This is a genomic window from Luteimonas sp. YGD11-2 (assembly GCF_004118975.1).
GTDB classification, from domain to species: domain Bacteria; phylum Pseudomonadota; class Gammaproteobacteria; order Xanthomonadales; family Xanthomonadaceae; genus Luteimonas; species Luteimonas muca.
In genome coordinates, this window is record NZ_CP035376.1 from 1,944,310 (window position 1) to 1,964,899 (window position 20,590).

21 protein-coding genes and 1 pseudogene are annotated in these 20,590 nt (G+C 67.6%); 12 read left to right on the forward strand and 10 right to left on the reverse strand.

Annotated features, from left to right (window positions below; all coding sequences use genetic code 11):
• Window positions 1-15: 15 nt before the first annotated feature.
• Entirely contained in the window at window positions 16-315 is a 300-nt protein-coding gene (locus ERL55_RS08785) for a YciI family protein (protein ID WP_129137287.1), read from the reverse strand.
• A 395-nt stretch (window positions 316-710) separates the two neighbouring features.
• On the opposite strand from ERL55_RS08785, the gene ERL55_RS08790 reads away from it, so the two are divergent.
• From ERL55_RS08790 to ERL55_RS08800, 3 genes and pseudogenes are all read left to right on the forward strand, one after another.
• Window positions 711-1,628, forward strand: coding sequence for a ScpA family protein (locus tag ERL55_RS08790; protein ID WP_129136085.1), 918 nt, complete (start codon window positions 711-713; stop codon window positions 1,626-1,628).
• A 66-nt stretch (window positions 1,629-1,694) separates the two neighbouring features.
• Window positions 1,695-2,282: pseudogene (gene scpB, locus ERL55_RS08795) on the forward strand (SMC-Scp complex subunit ScpB); the annotation flags it as partial.
• Window positions 2,283-2,525: 243 nt separating this feature from the next.
• On the forward strand, window positions 2,526-4,199 hold the full coding sequence (locus ERL55_RS08800) for a pseudouridine synthase (RefSeq protein WP_129136087.1): 1,674 nt from the start codon (window positions 2,526-2,528) through the stop codon (window positions 4,197-4,199).
• 166 nt (window positions 4,200-4,365) lie between these two features.
• On the opposite strand, the gene ERL55_RS08805 is transcribed toward ERL55_RS08800, so the two are convergent.
• From ERL55_RS08805 to ERL55_RS08815, 3 genes are all read right to left on the reverse strand, one after another.
• On the reverse strand, window positions 4,366-4,680 hold the full coding sequence (locus tag ERL55_RS08805) for a DUF3247 family protein (protein ID WP_129136088.1): 315 nt from the start codon (window positions 4,678-4,680) through the stop codon (window positions 4,366-4,368).
• 64 nt (window positions 4,681-4,744) lie between these two features.
• Entirely contained in the window at window positions 4,745-5,572 is an 828-nt protein-coding gene (locus tag ERL55_RS08810) for an amidohydrolase (protein ID WP_129136089.1), read from the reverse strand.
• Between the two features lie 29 nt (window positions 5,573-5,601).
• Window positions 5,602-6,753 carry a pyridoxal phosphate-dependent aminotransferase gene (locus ERL55_RS08815; RefSeq protein ID WP_129137288.1) on the reverse strand — a complete coding sequence of 384 codons (1,152 nt, stop codon included), beginning with the start codon at window positions 6,751-6,753 and terminating at the stop codon, window positions 5,602-5,604.
• Window positions 6,754-6,876: 123 nt separating this feature from the next.
• Between ERL55_RS08815 and ccmA the strand changes: the two genes are divergently transcribed.
• The 9 genes from ccmA to ERL55_RS08860 are packed head-to-tail and all read left to right on the forward strand — an operon-like array spanning window position 6,877 to window position 13,722.
• Window positions 6,877-7,548 (forward strand): heme ABC exporter ATP-binding protein CcmA, encoded by a 672-nt coding sequence (gene ccmA, locus ERL55_RS08820; protein WP_129136090.1) that lies wholly within the window; start codon window positions 6,877-6,879, stop codon window positions 7,546-7,548.
• Entirely contained in the window at window positions 7,545-8,228 is a 684-nt protein-coding gene (gene ccmB / locus ERL55_RS08825) for a heme exporter protein CcmB (RefSeq protein ID WP_129136091.1), read from the forward strand. The genes ccmA and ccmB overlap by 4 nt, the downstream gene beginning before the upstream one ends.
• A 31-nt stretch (window positions 8,229-8,259) precedes the next feature.
• Window positions 8,260-9,027 carry a heme ABC transporter permease CcmC gene (gene ccmC / locus ERL55_RS08830; protein ID WP_129136092.1) on the forward strand — a complete coding sequence of 256 codons (768 nt, stop codon included), beginning with the start codon at window positions 8,260-8,262 and terminating at the stop codon, window positions 9,025-9,027.
• Window positions 9,028-9,070: 43 nt separating this feature from the next.
• A complete protein-coding gene (gene ccmD, locus ERL55_RS08835) occupies window positions 9,071-9,244 on the forward strand; it encodes a heme exporter protein CcmD (RefSeq protein ID WP_232140943.1) in 174 nt (57 codons plus the stop codon).
• The gene (gene ccmE, locus ERL55_RS08840) at window positions 9,241-9,732 is read left to right on the forward strand and encodes a cytochrome c maturation protein CcmE (protein ID WP_129136093.1); all 492 of its coding nucleotides are present in this window, start codon (window positions 9,241-9,243) and stop codon (window positions 9,730-9,732) included. The genes ccmD and ccmE overlap by 4 nt, the downstream gene beginning before the upstream one ends.
• A 45-nt stretch (window positions 9,733-9,777) precedes the next feature.
• Window positions 9,778-11,724 (forward strand): heme lyase CcmF/NrfE family subunit, encoded by a 1,947-nt coding sequence (locus ERL55_RS08845; RefSeq protein WP_129136094.1) that lies wholly within the window; start codon window positions 9,778-9,780, stop codon window positions 11,722-11,724.
• Window positions 11,721-12,260 carry a DsbE family thiol:disulfide interchange protein gene (locus ERL55_RS08850; RefSeq protein WP_129136095.1) on the forward strand — a complete coding sequence of 180 codons (540 nt, stop codon included), beginning with the start codon at window positions 11,721-11,723 and terminating at the stop codon, window positions 12,258-12,260. The genes ERL55_RS08845 and ERL55_RS08850 overlap by 4 nt, the downstream gene beginning before the upstream one ends.
• Window positions 12,257-12,706 carry a cytochrome c-type biogenesis protein gene (locus ERL55_RS08855; RefSeq protein WP_129136096.1) on the forward strand — a complete coding sequence of 150 codons (450 nt, stop codon included), beginning with the start codon at window positions 12,257-12,259 and terminating at the stop codon, window positions 12,704-12,706. The genes ERL55_RS08850 and ERL55_RS08855 overlap by 4 nt, the downstream gene beginning before the upstream one ends.
• Window positions 12,706-13,722 carry a tetratricopeptide repeat protein gene (locus tag ERL55_RS08860; protein WP_129136097.1) on the forward strand — a complete coding sequence of 339 codons (1,017 nt, stop codon included), beginning with the start codon at window positions 12,706-12,708 and terminating at the stop codon, window positions 13,720-13,722. Before ERL55_RS08855 ends, ERL55_RS08860 begins: the two co-directional genes overlap by 1 nt.
• 2 nt (window positions 13,723-13,724) lie before the next feature.
• On the opposite strand, the gene ERL55_RS08865 is transcribed toward ERL55_RS08860, so the two are convergent.
• The 6 genes from ERL55_RS08865 to ERL55_RS08890 form a co-directional block, all read right to left on the reverse strand.
• The gene (locus tag ERL55_RS08865) at window positions 13,725-14,186 is read right to left on the reverse strand and encodes a DMT family transporter (protein WP_164972159.1); all 462 of its coding nucleotides are present in this window, start codon (window positions 14,184-14,186) and stop codon (window positions 13,725-13,727) included.
• A 70-nt stretch (window positions 14,187-14,256) separates the two neighbouring features.
• Window positions 14,257-15,246, reverse strand: coding sequence for a glutathione S-transferase family protein (locus tag ERL55_RS08870; protein WP_129136099.1), 990 nt, complete (start codon window positions 15,244-15,246; stop codon window positions 14,257-14,259).
• A gap of 169 nt (window positions 15,247-15,415) precedes the next feature.
• Entirely contained in the window at window positions 15,416-15,826 is a 411-nt protein-coding gene (locus ERL55_RS08875; protein WP_129136100.1) for a hypothetical protein, read from the reverse strand.
• A gap of 185 nt (window positions 15,827-16,011) precedes the next feature.
• Entirely contained in the window at window positions 16,012-17,007 is a 996-nt protein-coding gene (locus tag ERL55_RS08880) for a DUF6708 domain-containing protein (RefSeq protein ID WP_206733299.1), read from the reverse strand.
• Between the two features lies 1 nt (window position 17,008).
• Entirely contained in the window at window positions 17,009-19,729 is a 2,721-nt protein-coding gene (locus ERL55_RS08885) for a T6SS effector BTH_I2691 family protein (protein ID WP_305791899.1), read from the reverse strand.
• A 23-nt stretch (window positions 19,730-19,752) separates the two neighbouring features.
• Window positions 19,753-20,586 carry a DUF4123 domain-containing protein gene (locus ERL55_RS08890; RefSeq protein WP_164972160.1) on the reverse strand — a complete coding sequence of 278 codons (834 nt, stop codon included), beginning with the start codon at window positions 20,584-20,586 and terminating at the stop codon, window positions 19,753-19,755.
• Window positions 20,587-20,590 lie beyond the last annotated feature (4 nt).

Sequence of the window (20,590 nt, forward strand, 5' to 3'; positions counted from 1 at the left end):
GCCAATGCCGTGACCTCAGGGCAGCACGCGCCGGAACGGCCGCACCTCGACGCGGTCATAGACCCCAGCGGCGATATACGGATCGGCGTCGGCCCAGGCGCGGGCAGCGTCGAGCGAGTCGAATTCGGCCACCACCAGGCTGCCGCTGAAACCGGCCGGGCCCGGGTCCTCGGCATCGATCCGCGGGCACGGGCCGGCGAGCAGCAGGCGGCCGGCGTCGCGCAGTGCGACCAGCCGTTCCACGTGTGCCGGGCGCGCTTCGAGCCGCTGCGCGAGCACGTCGTCACCGTCGTAACCTTCGATCGCATACCACATGGCGCGGGGCATCCTGGCTGTCGGGGCGCGGTAGTGTACGGATGCGGCCCGCGGCTGGCACCGGTGCGGCACGGTCCTGCATGCCCGCGCGTGGATAAACCCGCGACGGGCGCATGCTGGACAGCCGCGCGGGGAGCCCGTAGGCTAGCCCGGAGCTTCGAGACCCGACCGCAGCGGCCGTCGCAACTGGACGTCCGATCCGCTGCCCGTCACGGTCCCGCCCGACGCCCTTTCCGCCATCGCACCGCCCACCGACCGGGTGATGTGGCCAGTGGCGTCCGGCCGCCAAGTCCAGTCGTCACCGGCCCTGCCCCACAGCGGCCAGCCGGCCGGGTGCGCATATTGGCAGCCGCACATTCGGACACCTGGCCGGCCCGGAGGGGGCCGCATCGCGAATGACACAACCCGGCCTACCCGCCGCCGCTGCCGCGGAATCCAACCCGAATGCCCCTCCGCAACAGCAGGAGATGCCGCTCGCGGTGGTGCATGGCCAGCCGGTGCTGCAGATTCCGCAGGACCTGTACATCCCGCCGGATGCACTCGAGGTCATCCTCGATGCGTTCGAAGGGCCGCTGGACCTGCTGCTGTACCTGATCCGCCGGCAGAACCTCGACATCCTCGACATCCCGGTCGCGGAGATCACCCGGCAGTACGTCGCCTACATCAACGTCATGCAGGACCTGCGGTTCGAACTGGCCGCCGAGTACCTGGTGATGGCCGCCATCCTCGCCGAGATCAAGTCGCGCATGCTGTTGCCGCGGCCGCCCAGCGAGGAAGGCGAGGAAGACGATCCGCGTGCGGAACTGGTGCGCCGACTGCAGGAGTACGAACGTTTCAAGCAGGCTGCCGAGGACATCGACCGCCTGCCGCGCATGGAGCGCGACACCGCGACGGTGTCGGTCGACATCCCCGACCGCGCCACGGTGCGCCTGCCGCCGCCGGTGGACCTGCCGGAGCTGCTGCTGGCCCTGCACGACGTGCTCAAGCGTGCGGAGCTGTTCACCGGCCATGCGATCCGGCGTGATGCCCTCAGTGTCCGCCAGCGCATGGGCGAAGTGCTGAGCCGACTCGAGGACGGCGCGTTCCACCGCTTCGAATCGTTGTTCGACGCGCACGAAGGCAAGCTCGGGGTGGTCGTCACCCTGCTCTCGCTGCTCGAGCTCACCAAGGAGCGCCTGCTCGAACTGGTGCAGGACGCGCCGCTCGCGCCGATCTACGTGAAGTCGCTGGCCACCCGCGACGGCAAGGCACCCGTCAGCCTGGTCAGCGAGTTCGACGAGGACATCGAGGACGCATCCGATTCCGGCGCATGAGCTGCGCGGTCCGGATCGCCCCTCGCGACACACACCGCGGCCAATCGCCGCATCACGATCGATGACATGGACCAGACACTGATCAACCGCATCGTCGAGGCCGCCCTGCTGGCCGCGAACCAGCCGCTGGGCGTGGCCCAGCTGCGGGGACTGTTCACCGTCGACGAGCCGGCACCCGAAGGTGCCGTCGAGCAGGCACTGCACGATCTGCAGGCCGCCTGCACCGGGCGCGGCGTGGAACTGGTGGAGGTCGCCTCCGGGTGGCGCTACCAGGTGAAAGCCGACGTCCATGCCTGGGTTGCGCGGCTGTGGACCGAGCGCCAGACCCGCTACACCCGCGCCACCCTGGAAACACTGGCGCTGATCGCCTACCGCCAGCCGATCACCCGTGGCGAGATCGAGCAGGTCCGCGGCGTGGCCACCAGCAGCAACATGATCAAGGCGCTGGAAGAGCGCGAGTGGATCCGCGTGGTCGGCCACCGCGACATTCCCGGCCGGCCGGAACTGCTCGGCACCACCAAGGCGTTCCTGGACTATTTCGGCCTCAAGCGCCTGGACGACCTGCCACCATTGTCCGAACTCAAGGATTTCGGCGAGCTCGAACCGCAGCTCGACCTCGGCGACCGCACCCCGTCACCCGATGGCGCGATGCCGCTGGGCGACACCCCGCTCGACGCCGACGACAGCATCAGCGCTGCCGGGCGCAGCGACGACATCCCTGACACGACGCCGGACGCGGATCCGCGGCCCGACGACGACCCCGACGCGGCATCGACGATGCCCGACGTGACCCCCGATTCCCTGGACGGGAGCGCCGACACCGGCGCGTCCGACCTGGAACCCACCGAAACGAATACCGCCCTCGCCGAAGACGGCGACAGCACCCGGAGTCAATAGATGAACGACAACACCCCCGCCCAGGACAAGGGCACCCGCAAGCTTTCCCTCAAGCGCGACGCCGACACCACGCCCGCGCCGCGGCTGGAGGAGCGCCTGCACAAGGTGCTCGCGCAGGCGGGCCTCGGCTCGCGCCGCGCGCTCGAGCAGCGCATCGCCGAAGGCATGGTCAAGGTCAACGGCGAGCCGGCGCAGACCGGCATGAGCGTGGGCAGCGGCGACCGCATCGAGATCGATGGCCGCAGCTTCGTCGCCAGCGCGCTGACGGAACCGGCCCGCGTGCTGATCTACAACAAGCCCGAGGGCGAGGTCACCACCCGCGAGGACCCCGAAGGCCGTCCGACCATCTTCGACGCGCTGCCGGTGCTCAAGGGCGCGCGCTGGATCGCCATCGGCCGCCTCGACATCAACACCACCGGCCTGCTGCTGCTCACCACCGACGGCGAGCTGGCCAACGCGATGATGCACCCGTCCTACGAGGTCGAGCGCGAGTACGTCTGCCGCGTGCGCGCCCCCGAGGGCGAGGACGTGGTGTCGGACAAGATCGTCGACCGCCTCAAGCGCGGCGTGGCACTGGACGACGGCCCGGCGAAGTTCGACGAGATCGAGCGCATCGGTGGCACCGACTCGCACGACTGGTTCCGCGTGGTGGTCAAGGAAGGCCGCAACCGCGAGGTGCGCCGCCTGTGGGAATCGCAGGGCTGCCAGGTCAGCCGCCTCAAGCGCACCCGCTACGGGCGCATCGCCCTGCCGCAGCCGTTGCTGCGCGGGCAGTCGCAGGAGCTTGCCGCCACCCAGGTCGAGGAACTGCGCCGCGAACTGAAGCTCGAGGAAGGCCCGCCGCCGGCGCTGACGCTGCAGCAGGTGATCGGCCAGCGCCGCGCCAGCAAGGCGACCGTGCACATTCCGCGCGAGGCGCGCGGCACCGGCAATGCCTACGTCAACGGCCATACCACGGCCGATGAAGGGCGCGAGCTGCGCCGCTTCGACCATGTGCGCGAGGACCGCGGCCGCCGTGGCGGCCACAAGCCGCATGGCGGCCTGACGGTGAGTGGCGAAGCCGCCGCCAAGCAGTCACAGAAGCCGTTCAAGCAGCGCGCCGACAAGCACAACCGCGCGCTGCCGGAAGGCAACCCCGCCGCGTTCCGCAGCTGGTATGTGCCCGATGGCGTGGACACCGGCCCGGCCGGTCACCGCAATGCCGACGGCCGCGGGCCGAAGAAGCCCTATGGCAACAAGAAGCGTCCGGGCGGTGGCGGTACCGGCGGTGGTGGCGGCTACGGCGCTGCGCCGGGCACCGGGCCCAAGCGCGCGCCGCGTGCCCCGCGTCCCTACGGCCACCCGGACAGTGCGCCGGTGTTCCCGTCCGACCATGGAAACCCCGGCGGCCATGCTGGTGACCGCGGCCGCAACCCGTATCCGCGCGCCGGTGCGGGCCCTGCCCGCGGACCGGCGGGTGGCAATCGTGGCCCCGGCGGCGGCAAGGGCCCGGGCGGCAATCGCGGGCCCGGTGCCGGGCGTGGGCCGGGCGGTGGACCGGCGGCGGCTCGTGGACCAGGCGGTGGCAACCGCGGGCCATCGGGCGGCAACCGTGGCCCCGGCGGTGGTGGCCGTGGCCCGGGTGGCGGCGCCGGTCGCCCGGCTCCGCGGGGCCCGCGTGGCGGCAACCGCTGATTGCTGAAGACCCGGGAGGTCGCGCCGGGTCGGCGGGATGACACGCCTTATCGCGTGTCGTGAGCCCCGCCGCCGCGACTGACGGCAGGAATGGACGTCCAGGCGGCGATGCGCGTTTGGCGCGCCCGGACCGCGCTGACCCTGCGCAGGTCAGCGACGGACGGCGTCAGTCCTCGCGGCGCAGGATGGTGTGCTGGTCGGGTTCCAGCCGGCGCACCCGCCGGATGCTGGCCAGCGGGAGGAAATGCGGCTTCTCGGGCTCGAGGGCATCGTCGAGGCGCAGCACGCCGTTGGTGCCCTCGTTGCCCTGTGGATCGTGGAACATCTGCAGCGTGGGCTTGATCGCGACCGCGCCCGTCAGCACGCGCCCGTCATCGAGCTCCACTTCCACCCGCGCCTCCTCGTCGAGCACGAGGATCATCGCCTTGATCCGTTCGATCTCCGCCTGATCGGTCACCACACGCTCGGCGAACTGGGCCATGACGGTCTCCTGCTGGGAAAGACCGTCACTACACCCCGCCGGCCGTCAATGCCGCGGCAACGCCCTACTCCGCCCGCGCAGGCAGGCCGTCCATCTCGAAGCGGTCGGCATCCAGCATCGCCGGGAAGTGTTCGCGGTAGGCGCGCAACGTCGCCGCCTGCAGGGTGGTGGTGCTGACCACCTCGAAATCGGTGGCCTCGGCAAGCGGGGTGCCGGCGAAATCCAGCACCACGCTGTCGCCGTCGTAGGCAAGCCCGTTGCCGTCCTCGCCGACGCGGTTCACGCCCACCACGAAGCACAGGTTCTCGATCGCGCGCGCGCGCAACAGCGTGCGCCAGGCGTACGCGCGCGCGGCTGGCCAGTTGGCCACGAAGATCTGCACGTCGAAATCCAGCTGCCCGGGGCGCTCGACGTCGTAGCGGTTGCGGCAGAACACCGGGAAGCGCAGGTCGTAGCAGACCTGCGGGTTGATCCGCCAGCCGCGCCAGTCCACGGTGAGCCGTTCGCGGCCGGCGGCGTAGCGCCTGTGTTCCCCGGCGTAACGGAACAGGTGGCGCTTGTCGTAGTGCGCGAGCCCGCCATCGGGGGTTGCCCACAGCATGCGGTTGAACACGCCATCGCCAGTGCGCAGCTGCACGCTGCCGGTTACCGCCGCATCCAGCAGCTGCGCCTGCTCGCGCACCCAGGCGACCGTCGGGCCGTCCATGTCCTCGGCGCGGTCCATCGCGTCGTTGCTGAAACCGCTGGTGAAGGTTTCCGGCAGCACCACCACGTCGGTGATTCCACGCAGCGAGCGCATGAAATCGCCGTAGTACTCGCGGTTGGCTTCCGGGTCGTGCCAGCGTGTCTCGCCCTGGACGATGGACACGCGCAGATCGTTGCTGGGTTTCACGTGGTGGTCCTGCCTGTATCAGTCTGCCGTTACAGCGCGCGCAGGCGCTCGATGGCGGCATCGAGCGTCGCTTCGTTCTTGGCGAAGCACAGCCTCGCCAGGCGCTGGCCTGGCGGCGGCTGCGCATAGAACGGCGACAGCGGGATGGCGGCCACGCCGTGCTCGATGGTCAGCCATCGGCAGAACGCGGCGTCGTCGAGATCGCTCACCGCCGAATAGTCCACCAGCTGGAAATAACCGCCCGCCACCGGCAACGGCTGCAGCCGCGTGTCGCGCAGCTGCTCGCGGAAACGATCGCGCTTGGCCTGGTAGAACGCGCCCAACTGCTCGTAGTGCTCCGGCTCGGCGTCCAGCATTGCCGCGAAGGCATGCTGCGCCGGCGCGAACGTGCAGAACACGTTGTACTGGTGGACCTTGCGGAACTCCGCCGACAGCGCCGGCGGGGCGATGCAGTAGCCGAGCTTCCAGCCGGTGCAGTGGTAGGTCTTGCCGAAGCTCGACACCACGAACGCCCGTTCGCGCAGCGCAGGATGGCGCAGTGCCGACTCGTGGCGTGCGCCGTCGAACACGATGTGTTCGTAGACCTCGTCGGACAGCAACCAGATCCGGGGGTGTTCGTCGAGCAGCGCCTGCAGCGCCTCGATATCGCCGGCCGAGAACATCGCCCCGGACGGGTTGTGCGGGGTGTTGACGATCAGCATGCGGGTGCGCGGAGTGACCGCAGCGCGCACCGCAGCCCAGTCCACCGCGAAGCTGCGCGGGTCGAGCGCCACGTGCACCGCCTGCGCACCGGCCAGCTCGATCGCCGGCTCGTAGCTGTCGTAGGCCGGGTCGAGCACGATCACCTCGTCGCCGGCGCGCACCACCGCGTGGATGGCGTTGAACAGCGCCTCGGTCGCCCCGCTGGTAACGGTCACCCCGGCGTCGGCATCCGGCCGGTAGCCGTACACGCGCTCCGTCTTGCCGGCGATTGCCGCGCGCAGTGCCGGGATCCCGGTCATCGGCGCGTACTGGTTGTGCCCTGCGCGCATGGCGCGCTCGAGTTCATCGACCAGCCGTGCCGGCACCTCGAAATCGGGGAAGCCCTGGCCGAGGTTGACCGCGCCGTGCTCGGCCGCGAGCTGCGACATCGTGCTGAAGATGGTGGTGCCGACCTTCGGCAGCTTGCTGTCGGTTGCGATCGCCACGGTGCGCCTGTCCAACAACGGGGGCAACGCAGTGTACCCGCCGCTGCAAGGGATGTCCGTGCCGCGCGGAGCGCCTAGAATGGGCGGTCACTTCCGACCGTTGCCTGCGCGGCGCCGATGCCCGACTCCGCTCCGTCCATGCCGCTCCTGAGCGCGCAGGGCCTCACTTTCAGCCGCAACGATCGTCCCGTGTTCGGTCCGCTCGACTTCGCCGTGGATGCCGGCGAGGCACTGCTGGTGCGCGGCGGCAATGGCGCCGGCAAGACCACCCTGCTGCGGGTGCTGGCCGGCCTGCTGCGTGCCGATGCCGGCCTGGTCGAGATCGACGGGCGTGCCGCGAAGACAGCCTTGCGCGCACAGGCGATGGCCTATCTGGGGCACCTGCCCGGGCTCAAGGCGGACCTCAGCGCGCTGGAAAACCTGCGCTTCCTGGTCGGCCTGCACGGGCTGCGCCGCGGGCAGCTGGTGGAACAGGCGCTGGGCATCGTCGGCCTGGCCGGCTACGAGGACACCGCCCTGCGCGAGCTCTCGGCCGGGCAGAAGAAGCGGCTGTCGCTGGCGCGCCTGTGGCTGTCGCCGGCGCCGCTGTGGCTGCTCGACGAGCCCTACGCCAACCTCGACCTCGATGGCATCGAACTGGTGAACCGCATGGTGCAGGCGCAGTTGCGTTCCGGCGGCGCCGCGCTGGTGACCACCCACGGCGCCTACGCCGCGCCGCCGGTGCGTACGCGTGAACTGGTGCTCGGTGGCAGCACCGGGGACGACGCCGTGGTGGAGGTGCTGGCGTGAGGCGCCCGACCCTGCGCACCGCTGCCGCGGCCCTCGTCGCCCGCGACCTGCGTCTGCTGTGGCGCCGCCGCGGCGACGCCCTGCAGCCGGCCCTGTTCGCACTGATGGTGGTGGTGCTGTTCGGCCTCGCCCTGGGCGGTGACGCCGCGACACTGGCCGGCGTGGCACCCGGCGTGCTGTGGGTGGCGGTGCTGCTGGCCGGCCTGCTGGCGCTGGACACCCTGTTCCGCGGCGATGCCGAGGACGGCTCGCTGGAACAGTGGATGCTGTCCCCGCTGCCGCTGGCCTGGCTGGTGCTCGTGCGCACCGCGCTGCACTGGGCGACCACCGCACTGCCACTGCTGGTCGCCGCGCCGGTGCTGGCGGAACTGATGCAGCTGCCGCGCGCCCAGCTGGCCGTGCTGATGGCCGCACTCGCGCTGGGCACTCCGCTGCTGAGCCTGATCGGTGCGGTGGTGGCGGCATTAACCGTCGGCATGCGCCGCTCGGGTATCCTCCTGTCCCTGCTGGCACTGCCCCTGTACGTGCCCGTGCTGGTGTTCGGGGTCGGCTGTGTCACCCAGGCCGGTCAGGGCCAGGACCCCACCGGTGGCCTGCTGCTGCTGGCGGCGGGCCTGGTGCTGGCACTGGTGCTGGCACCGGTGGCCGCCGCGGCCGCCATCCGCATCGCCCTCAATTGACCACCGCCCACGCGGTGGCCGCTGGAAACGCATGAACCCCGTCGTCCGCTGGTTCCATCAACTCGGTTCACCCCCCACCTTCGACCGCTTCGCCGCGCGCTGGGCGCCATGGTGCTACGGGCTGGGGGTGCTGCTGATGGGTTGGGGCCTGTACGGCGCGCTGTTCCAGGTGCCGGCCGACTACCAGCAGGGCGACAGCTTCCGCATCCTCTACATCCATGTACCGAGTGCCTGGATGAGCCTGGCGGTCTACGGCCTGATGGCGTTCTACGCCGCGATCGCGCTGATCTGGCGCATCAAGCTGTGCGAGATCCTGGCGATGGCCTGCGCGCCGATCGGCGCCGCCTTCACCGTGATCACCCTGGCGACCGGCAGCATCTGGGGCCGGCCGATGTGGGGCACCTGGTGGGACTGGGACCCGCGCCTGACCAGCGAGCTGATCCTGCTGTTCATGTATCTCGGGGTGATCGGCCTGTACCACGCCATCGACGACCGTCGCGCCGCCGCGCGCGCGGCCTCCCTGCTGGCGATCGTCGGCGTGGCGCTGCTGCCGGTGATCCGCTATTCGGTGGTGTGGTGGAACTCGCTGCACCAGGGGCAGACGATCCGCGTGTTCGGCGAATCCTCGATGGACCCGAGCATGCTGCCGCCGTTGATCTGGCTGGTGGTGGGCACCAAGTTCTGGTTCGCCGGCTCGCTGCTGGCACGCGCCCGCGCCGACAACCTCTATCGCGAGGGCGGCAAGGACTGGGTGCGCAGGCTGGCCGAGCGGATGCCCACGAGGTCCGGGCCCGCATGATCAGGATCAAGACCATCCGCGGCGCCTGCTGCGACACTGGGGCATGGCTGCAATGACCTACGCCGGTTACGTACTCGCCGCCTATCTGGTGTTCGTCGCGGTGCTGCTGTGGGACTTCGTGGTGCCGCATATCCGCATCCGCCGGCTGCTGCGCGGCGTCCGGCTGCTGGCCGCGCGCCGCGCCGCCAACCTGAAACGGGGAGACCTCGACCGATGAACCCGACCCGACGCCGCCGCCTGTGGTTCGTGCTGGCGCTGGTGCTGGCCGCCGGCGTGTCCACCACGCTGGTCGCGATGGCCCTGCAGCGCAACATCGCCTACCTCTACACGCCCGCGGAAATCCTCGATGGCCGCGCCGGTGCGCCGGTGGCATCGGGCGAGGCCCGCTTCCGCCTGGGCGGCATGGTGGCCGAGGGCTCGTTCGAGCGGCCTTCGGGTTCGCTGGAGTCGCGCTTCCTGGTGTCGGATGGCGATGCCGTACTGCCGGTGCTCTATACCGGCCTGTTGCCCGATCTGTTCCGCGAGAACCAGGCGGTGGTCGCCACCGGGCGTATGCGCGATGGGGTGTTCATGGCCGAGGAAGTGCTGGCCAAGCACGACGAGACCTACATGCCCAAGGAACTCGCCGACAAGATGGGCGTGGCCCACCAGAAGCACGGCATCGACGAAGCGGCCGATGGCGCCGGCCAGGACATGCCGCGCTGATGCCTGTGTCCTGGGGATTCCTTCCGACCGCCAGCGGATCGCGCGATGCTGCCTGAACTCGGCCAGATCGCGCTGCTGCTGGCGCTGATCGCATCGCTGATGCAGGCCACGCTGCCGCTGTTCGGTGCGCAGCGTGGCATTCCCGCGTGGATGCGCACCGCACGCCCGGCCGCACACGTGCAGCTGGCGCTGGTGTTCATTGCCTATCTGGTGCTGACCTGGGCCTTCGTGGCGCAGGACTTCTCGGTGCGCTACGTCGCCGAGAATTCGAACACCCTGCTGCCGTTGGTCTACCGGATCACCGCGGTATGGGGCAACCACGAAGGCTCGCTGCTGTTCTGGGTGCTGATCATCGCGCTGTGGAATGGCGCGGTCGCGCTGTGGTCGCGCAACCTGCCGCCGGTGGTGATCGCACGCGTACTGGCGGTGATGGGCGCGGTGTCGTTCGGCTTCCTCGCCTTCCTGGTGTTCACCAGCAATCCGTTCGAGCGCCTGTTGCCGGCGGCGATGGAAGGCCGCGACCTCAACCCGCTGCTGCAGGACCCGGGGATGATCGTGCATCCGCCGCTGCTGTACGTGGGCTATGCCGGCTTCGTGGTGCCGTTCGCGTTCGCGATTGCCGCACTGCTGGATGGACGCGTGGATGCCCGCTGGCTGCGCTGGACGCGGCCCTGGACCAACATCGCGTGGGCGTTCCTCACCGTCGGCATCGCGCTCGGCAGCTGGTGGGCGTACTACGAGCTCGGCTGGGGTGGCTGGTGGTTCTGGGATCCGGTCGAGAACGCCAGCTTCATGCCGTGGCTGGCCGGCGCCGCGCTGATCCATTCGCAGGCGGTCACCGAAAAGCGCGGCAGCTTCCGCGGCTGGACGCTGCTGCTGGCCATCGCCACCTTCTCGCTGTCGCTGCTGGGCGCGTTCCTGGTGCGCTCGGGCGTGCTGACCAGCGTGCACAGCTTCGCCGCCGATCCGGCGCGCGGGCTGTTCATCCTGGTGTTCCTCGGCATCGTCGTGGGTGGCTCGCTGCTGCTGTACGCGCTGCGAGCACCCGACGTCGAGGACGGCAAGCCCTTCGCCGGCACCTCGCGCGAAACGCTGCTGCTACTCAACAACCTGCTGCTGGTGGCGGCCTGCGCGATGGTGCTGCTGGGCACGCTGTATCCGCTGCTGGCCGACGCGCTCGACCTCGGCAAGATTTCCGTCGGCCCGCCCTACTTCGGGCTGCTGTTCCTGTTGCTGATGGCGCCGCTGGTACTGCTGCTGCCGTTCGGGCCTCTGACGCGCTGGCAGCGCGACGACACGCCGCGGCTGCTGAAGATCGCGCGGCCGTGGCTGGTGCTGGCGCTGGTGGCGGGTGCATTCGGTTATTTCATGGCGCCGCAGGGGCCATGGAAGGTCGGCATTGGCGTGGCCGGCGCGCTGTGGGTCGGCGCCGGCACGGCGTACTTCGCGTGGACGCGGATCCGCGGCAACGGCCGCTTTACCCCGGAACTGGTCGGCATGCTGCTCGGCCACGCTGGCGTCGCGGTGTTCCTGGTCGGCGCGTTGCTGGTGGAGGCGATGAACCTGCAGCGCGAGGTGGCGCTGCGCCCGGGCCAGACCCTGGAGATGGGCCGCGACAGCTTCCGCTTCGAAGGTGTCGAGCGCGTGCGCGGCCCCAACTACATGGCCGACCGCGGCCGCGTGGTGATGCTGCGCAACAACCGCGAAACGGTGATGCATCCCGAGAAGCGCCATTACGCCAGCGGCGGCCAGGTGATGACGGAAGCCGCGATCCGGCCCGGCGTGCTCGGTGACGTCTACGTGGCACTGGGCGAACCTCTGGGCGACGACGCCTGGGCGGTGCGCGTGCACGTCAAACCCTTCGTGCGCTGGATCTGGACAGGCGCCGCACTGATGGCGCTGGGCGGGCTGGTGACGGCTTTCGACCGCCGCTTCCGTGTCGCGCCGCGTCGTCCTGCCACCGGCGCCGCGCCGAAGGTCGGCGCACCATGAAGCTGCAGCGCTGGCTACCGCTCGCGGCATTCGGCCTGATCGCGGCGCTGCTGGCGGCCGGCGTGTGGCTGAGCCGCGACCCCGACCGCGACGCCCTGCCCTCGCCGCTGATCGGCAAGCAGGCGCCGGCATTCCGCCTGCCGGCACTGCACGAGGCCGGGCGGCTGGTGACCGATGCCGAGCTGCGCGGCGCGCCCTACCTGCTCAATGTCTGGGGCAGCTGGTGCCCCGGCTGTCGCGAGGAGCACGGCGTGCTGACCCGCTTTGCCGAGACCCGTCGCGTGCGCGTGGTCGGCTACAACTGGAAGGACGAGCGCGCCGATGCGCTGCGCTGGCTGGAACAGTTCGGCAATCCCTACTGGGTGGTACTGGTGGATTACGAGGGTCACAACGCGATCGAATGGGGCATCTACGGCGCACCCGAGACCTTCCTGGTGGATGCGGAAGGGATCGTGCGCTGGAAGCATGTCGGCCCGATGACCGACGACACCGTGCGCGAGCGCCTGCTGCCGGCGCTGGAGGCGATCGGCGGATGAGGACGGTGCTGCTTGCATTGCTGGGCATCCTGCTGGCGGCCCTGCCGCTGTCGGCGGTGCAGGCACAGGCGGCGCAGGATCCGGCACCGCTGGAGTTCGCCGACGCGGTGGAGGAGAAGCGCTTCCGCAGCCTGATCGCCGAACTGCGCTGCGTGATGTGCCAGAACCAGTCGCTGGCCGATTCCAACGCGCAGATCGCGCACGACCTGCGTCGCGAGGTACTGACGTTGATGCGGCGCGGCATGGGTGATGCCGAGATCCGCCAGTACCTGGTCGACCGCTATGGCGAGTTCGTGCTGTACCGGCCGCGCGTGGGTGCCGCCACCTTCGTGCTGTGGTTCGGCCCGGCCTTGCTGCTGCTGGGTGGCGGCGTGCTGGTCTGGCGGATCGTGCGCCGCCGCAGCCGCGACGGCGCGGTTCCGCACGACGACACGCAGGAGTGGTGATGGCCCCGTATTTCGTGCTCGCCACGTTGCTGGCGCTGGTTGCCGCCGTGGTGCTGGCATGGCCGCTGCGCGGCTCGCGCCCGCTGTTCGCGGGCCTCGTGATCGCGATACCGATGATGGCCTTGAGCCTCTACCAGCTGGTCGGCACGCCCGCCGGCCTGGACCCCGCGCAGCGCCGCGCGCCCGAAACCCTCGAGCAGGCCATCACCCAGTTGCAGGCGGACCTCGAGCGCGATCCGCGCCAGGTCGAAGGCTGGCGGCTGCTTGGTCGTGCGTTGCAGCAGCAGGAGCGCTACGCAGAGGCGCGCGATGCGTTTGCACGCGCTGCGCGCCTGGATCCGGAGGACCTCGGCCTGCAGACCGAATACGCGGAGTCGCGCTCGCGCGCCGATGCGCAGCGCCGCTTCGACGACGAGGCGATCGGCATCCTCGAACGCGTGCTGGAACTCGACACCGCCCAGCATCGTGCGCGGCTGTTCCTCGGCATCGGCTATCGCCAGCACGGCCGCAGCGCCGAAGCGGCCGCCACCTGGGAGCCACTGCTGCCGACCCTGGGCGGCGAGGCGGCGGCAGGCCTGCGCCTGCAGATCAACGAGGCCCGCGTGCATGCCGGCCTTGATCCGCTGCCCGACCCCGACCCCGTGGACACCGCTGCCGGCGAAGGCCTGCGCGTGCGCGTCGTGCTGGATCCGGACTTCGCCGCCCGCGTGCGGCTCGACCCGGCCGCGGTGGTGTTCGTGATCGCACGTGCACCGGACGGCCCGCCGATGCCGGTCGCGGCGCAACGCCATACGGTCGCCGACCTCCCACTGGACATCGTGCTTGGCGATGCCGACAGCCCGATGCCCACCCAGCCGCTGTCGGCGCTGCAGGAGGTCGAGGTGCTTGCACGGATTTCGTCGAGCGGCTCGGCCACCCCGCAGGATGGCGACCTGTCGAGTGCCCCGGTGCGAGTCACGCTGCCGAATAGCGAGGCCACCGAGCTCGTGCTCGGCCCCGCCCGCGACGGCGAGTAGGCCTACCCCGCGGCCCAGGGCCGGACGACGAGCACGGCGCCCACTGCGACCAGCACTGCGCCCAGCACCCGTATCGCATCGATCGGCCGCACGTCCGACAGCACGCCGTAGTGGTCAAGCAGCAGCGAACCCACCAGCTGGCCGAGGACGATCAGGCAGATCAGCGACGCAGCGCCGATCCGCGGCACCAGCACCGTCGCACTCAGCACGTATGCCGCGCCGATCACACCGCCCAGCCAGATCCAGCCCGGCTGCACGGTGACGGTCGACATCGACGGCCAGCGCGCGCGGGTGGCGATGACCGCCACCGCCAGCACCAGCGTGCCGACCAGGAACGACACGAACGACGCAAACAGGGCGCCGCCGGTGACCTGGCCGAGACGCGCATTGACCAGCGCCTGCAGCGGCAGCACCGCGCCGATCAGGATCGCGATCGCGGCACCTGCAAGCAGCCATGGGTTCATCAGCTCCTCCGGCGCGTTTCCATTACCGGCGACACGCGGCCATGGCATGTCAGACGCGGGCGCACGCCTCTCACGCCCATGTCGCCGCATGCGCACGATCCGGCGCGATCGTGAAATCGATCTCCGGCCCTGCCGGCACCACCGCGGTGGGATTGATATGCCGATGGCTCTGGTAGTAGTGCCGCTTGATATGGTCGAAGTCCACGGTGGGCGCAACGGCCGGATGCGCGTACAGCTCGCGGGTGTAGGACCACAGCGCCGGATAGTCCACCAGCCGGCGGATGTTGCACTTGAAATGTCCGTGGTACACCGCGTCGAACCGCAGCAGCGTGGTGAACAAGCGCCAGTCGGCCTCGGTCAGACGGTCTCCACACAGGAAGGTCTGCCGCGACAGGATTTCCTCGAGCCAGTCGAGGGTTTCGAACACTTCGGCGACGGCGCTGTCGTAGGCCTCCTGGCTGCGCGCGAATCCAGCGCGGTAGACGCCATTGTTGAGACCCGTATAGATCCGCTCGTTGACGCCATCGATCTGCGCCAGCAGGTCCGCTGGCGTGTAGTCGCCCTGGGAAGCGCCAACGGCATCGAACGCACTGTTGAACATGCGGAGGATGTCGGCCGATTCGTTGCTGACGATGCGCGATTTCTGCTTGTCCCACAGCACCGGCACCGTGACACGTCCGCTATACCCGGATTCCGACTTCGCATAGAGCTGCCACACGGCGTCGGTACCGTTGACCGGATCACCGATGACGCCCGGCGCGTGGTCGAAGGTCCACCCGTCCTCGGCCATCAGCCAATGGGTGACCGACAGCCCGATATGGTCCTGGAGTCCCTTCAGTTCACGGAAGATCGTCGTGCGATGCGCCCATGGACAGGCCCGCGCCACGTACAGGTGGTACCGCCCGGCCTCGGCCTTGAAGCCACCCTCGCCGGTCGGACCCGCGGCGCCATCGGCCGTCACCCAGTTGCGGAATACCGACGAAGGGCGTTGCAGCGCGCCCGACGCATCGACCAGCCTGTCGACATCAGGACGCCAACTGCCCTCGACCATCATGCCCATGACGCCACACCTCGTTGACCGCCAGACCGCATCATCGGCCGTCTGGCGTCAAGGTGGTGTCCGGCGAGTTCAAAAAAAAACGCGCGGACACGGGGCAGGTCTCACCACCATGCCCGTGCCGCGCATCGCGGCTTGAGCGCGCGCTTCGCAGCGCTCCACTCCACCCTCGTCAGGGCTGGTAGCACTCGCCCGAGGGGTCGACGTCGATCTGGATCAGGTCACCACCAGCGGCGCCCCACACGTTGCCACCAGTGAAGATCAGGCAGCCCTCGTCGCGGAACAGCGCCTGCATGCGCGTGGCGTCGTTGCCGAAGTAGAACGGGATCCAGCGCTTGCCCGACTCGTAGGTGTGGAAGCGATCAGGCGTGCCATCCATGATTTCCTGCACGTCCTGCATGCTCATGCCGATCCGCAGCTGCGCGAACTTGCTGCCGTCGGCCGGCGTTCCGATGATCTCGCCGGTGTATGAACCGTCCTGCGATTCCACCTCGCGCACTTCCCGGTCCTGTGCCGACACCGCACCCGCCATCGCCAGCGCACACCCCAGCACCGCACCACGCATCCAGAGCTTCTTCTGCATAACCTTCCCTTGTTGCTCCCCTGCCGCCGGAATGGCGGCGGGGTGATTCTAGCGACAACCCCAGGACATGCGTACGGCACGCAATGCTCACCGCCGGAAAGAAGAGGAGAAGTAGATCCGGCGATACAGCCTGAGAAGCTGTCTGGCTACCGCCAACGCTGTCGATGGAGAACGCAGCGAACGCTCTAGTACCACCATCGCTGACGCTCCCGGTGGCGTTGTGCAGAGCGCGCATCGATTGCCTGACTGGTCGCGAATTCCGCCATGAACGTCGGCTCCGGTAATTGATAGGGGTCTCCCGGTGCGATGGCGCACTGCGCCTCCACCTCCGGCGGAAACACCGGCGTCCGGCAACTTTTCATGGTTAACCAGCGGCTCAGCGTCAGCGCCCCATAGAGCGGGAACAGCAGGCTCCAGCGCAGGGGATACAGGATGGTGCCCATCATCAGGCACACCATCAGCCAACTGTTGCGCCATGTCATCCGCGTGGACAACGCGATCATGCGGTCCGCAGGATGGTCGAAGCATCTGTCCGGGCCATCTTCCATGTAGCGCCGGATCAGCTCCCATTCTTCGCGGACGCGGTTCTCGTGATCCCAGAAATGGCCTACGGTGAAGGTCTGCTGCACCTGCCGATTGCGGTCCAACACGTGGCAACGCAGGTCGCGCAGGTCCTTGTTCTGTCCCCCCTGCCCGATATGGAAATACACGTTCGGATCGCCCCAAGGCAATGTCACCGTGCCGTCGGGGCCGTTGTGACGGAAGACGTACACCTTGCGGGTCTTGCGGTTGAAGCGGACTGGGTAATAGGTGTATTGAAAGAGGTCTTTTCCAAGATAGATTACCCAGAACAAGACAACTCCGCCAACAAAAACTGGCGATAATATTAAGATCGTCGTTAACCACTCCGACAAACTCAAATTGCCGTAATCGCCAATAGCGACCGATAGAAACATATATAAAAGAAAAGCGGAAACGCACACAGAAAACGCAGTGGCAGCCATTCCTTTTATTTTGAAGGTACGATCCACAAAATCAACATATGTCGAATTGAATCGTATCAATCCGACCGCATCATCGGGACTGAACGGCTGCGGTGTATCGTAAGGCAGGTAATGGCCACGCTCATGATCGTCCAAGCCGCGATCCAGTTTAAATTTCGGAATCCATCCACTCAACATGTCAACGCACCTGTTGCAAAGCCGTCATAGCTTCACCCTGAACTTCCAAGTCTGGATATACACCCGAAGCGTTATTTCCAAAATGCATAACCTTGTCTAGCCAACGTTCCATTTCATTCGGCTTAAGCCACGAGAGCACCACAGTAACAACAGCGGCGAGAATTAGCAGTGCTATAGCCAAAGGAATAGCCCAGCCAAGTACAATCAGGACTGATGAAATAGCAAGAGCGCCTCCCGTCACCATCATTGCGCTTCCATAAACTGAGCTAATTGCGCGATCATTATTTCCCTCAATAATCATCACTGCGCCCATCACCACCCCACCAATCCCCGTCAACCAGCGTCCCACTCCGGCAATCAATTGCGCCCGCGTGGTCGCATTGCGCAACCACCAGCGATTGGGGTTCGACAGCCTCTGCGAAAACCACGGCAATCGGTGTCCCGCCGCGCCGACCACCTCCGCGCTGCCGCCCAGCAGCCCCACCACGCCCGCGCCGAAGTTGGCCGCCTTCAGCCCGCGCACGCCCGGGGCCGCTTTCTTGTATTCCTCGCTCAACTGCCCCAGGCTGCCGCCTGCCAGAATCAGGCCCACCACCCCATAACCCAGCGACCAATTCCCCAACTGGCCCACGCTCTGCCGCAGCAACGCATGGAACTGGTGCGTCCGGTAGTGCTGCGGCAACGCGTTCCGGTAACTGTCGCCCGGCGAGATCGCGCGGATGTTCAGTGCGTTCATCAGCCGCACCTGATCCGCGTTGGCCAGCACCACGTACCCGAACCGCATCCCGCCCGGCCCGCTCGTCGGCGCGCCGCCCGCACGCAGCGCCTCACGCGCCGGACGGCCCGCGCTCGCCCGGTCCGGCAGGCCCGCCTGCAACGCGATGGTCGCCGCCAATGCGCGCGAGGCGCTCTGCGGGCTCATGTGACCCACCAGATCGATGATCTCCACCCGCGGGGCGTCCACCTGCACCAAAGCACCCAATAGCCCCATCTGCATCTTGTGCGGCAGTTGCACGACCGCGCCGGTCGCAAGATCGCCAACGTACTGGCCCACCATGCGCGTCAGCGGGCCCGCCAGCTGCTCGGTGTACTTGGCCAGGTTCTCGAACGCGCCGGTCAGCTTGCCGGCGCCCTGCGCGTCGAGCAGCTCCTTGAGCGCATTGAACAGCCCTGCCGTCAACGTACCCCAGTCGATCGAAGGCCGGTCGTTCTGTCCAGCGACGGCGGACATCCACGCGGCCACCGCCTCATCCTGATTCCAGACCTGTGCCCGCAGCACGATCGACGCAGGATCCCGCGGGTCATCCTCTTTCAGGCAGCGGGCGATATGGTTGAACACCACACCCCGCGATGCCGCATCCTGCAGGATCACCGCCACCGCCTCCTGGTACTGGATGCCGCTGTCGACGTCGGCCGGATCGAAGGTGCACATCATGTGCTCCCGCAGCAGCGGCGCCTGCAGCCACTGCACGAGTGCTTCGTCCAACGCCTGGACATGGGCTTGATAGAACGTTGCCTGCTCCGCTGGGTAGGTCTCCGTCAGCCACCTTTCGTAGCCATCCCCATCCTTGAGATGCTTGCGGTACTTCTCCCAGGACTGCTCCCCGAGTCTCAGAACGGTCTCTTCACCCTCAACTTTGAACCAGTCGTCATCCCAGTCCTGTACCGGCACCGACAGCTGGTCCCGGGCTGTCCGGCCGGCCAGCACGCCCACGATGGCATGGCGCAAGAGGGCGCCATCTTTACGCCGCTCCTGCTCCTCTTCCAGTGCGCCGTTCTTGATCGCCTCGCGCAAGGACACGATAGCCGAGGCCGAAGCTTTCATTTCGGTCCGCTCGGTGTCCTGCTCCCATTCGGCAATGCGCTCAAGCGCCAGTTGATTGAGATCGGCCGCAATGCCGATCGGGTCTTCCAATGCCAGCAATGCCGGCGTCACGCCTTCGGGGTGATCGGGGGCCGTCTGCCTTGCGCACTCTCGCGCCTTCGCACTCAGGTCATCGACGCGACCTCGGTCCAGGCTGATGCAATCGGACAGGCTATGTTCGAACGGCAGGCTCCCCGGCGTCACCGCTATCGTAGCCAACGTTCGGATGCCGCGTTGATCATCCGCATAGGGCCGATACTCCGATGCCAGCTTGAACTCGGAGACTTGATCCATTGCTTGATAGAGGTTGGCCAAGTGCGGCTGCGCCGAAGAGGTAGCCACCCAAGCCGCCAAATCGATGCGTCGCATATGGCGCTGCCGATACGCTGCCTGTCGGTGGTTCGCGACAACTGCCGGCGTCCAGGGCGACGCGCTGAAAGCCAGCCACAACGTCGTCGCCTGCTTGGCGTCCGGAATCACGATGCATCTCGCAAGCGACGGTATGCCGTGCCGCGAACACACTGCCTGCGGCCCATCCTCCTGCGGTGGAGGCGCGGGATCTCGGATATCGAACTCGGTCAAGTCACCGTAGTTGTCTACTTGGTACGCTGTCCATACGTCACTGGACTCGTTGAAGGCGTACAAGTAGCCACTCCGCAGGAGGCGAAGCGTGTAGCTAGCGCCGTCCGGTAACCCGACCGATAGCACTCCTTCTCCAAACGGCGCCTCGAGCTCTGGGGCCTTTCTTCTGACAGCGTCGTCGCTGCGCGCCACCGCGTAGCGGACCGGCAGGATTGGCAACCCGAACCTCGAGCAGTTCTCGCATGCCTGTGATTGTGATTGATCGGTTGCTGTCATGCTCGTCAGTCCTTGTACAAGTCTCACGCAACGCCTGAGCGGCAGGCAAGATCGTCATTCGATAAGCCACGGCAGGCCGAGCTGTAGCTGATCCCCTGCTCACGCGCCCGCTGCAGCCTTAGAGCTACAGCCGGAAAAAGAGCGAATTCCGGCCCGTACTCGAGCTGCTGAAGCGCAAATAGGGCCGCATCGGAAAAATGCGCCAACCCTTGTCTACGGGCCACAAGCAAACCTTCCAGCACACGCTTGGCTATATCGTCGCCTGATTCCTGCCCCATTTCAGCGAGATCACGCAAGCAACGATTCAGCGCTTCAAGGTGACTCACCGCCTGCCATTGTTCGGAGTCCAAGCGGAGGTACAGGCCTTTCGCCGCATTAGGTCGGGTCCACTGATGCCAACGCCTGCACAGTGGATCGAAGCCTAGCCATGTTTGCGCTGACCCCATGAGTGTCGCCAGTTGTTCGTCATCGAGCAGCCATTGCAAATGCCGGAATACGCGGGGGTCGTAATAACGCAGCCAAACGCGCTGCCCACCTTCTCGCTGGAGCACCGTGCGGCGCAGAAGCTCCGAAAACACCTGAGCGTACGTGTGTTCGCTTGAAAACAGCGCACTGAAGAGAGGCATGTGATGGCGCTGTGCCCAGCTCAGGGTGCGTTCCAGCAGCTCGATCCGATGAGCCGCCTCCAGGCTTTTCAAATCAACGAGCAATGGCAGGATATGTTCGTGCCGCTCAAGCCCCTTCGGCTGCAATCGAAGCGGACTCAGGTCGGAGTATGCCTCCCTGCCAACCTGCATCGGATTGATGATGGCGTAGTCCTGCGCGAGGAACAGCCTGTGGTCGAGTTCGACGATCATTCGC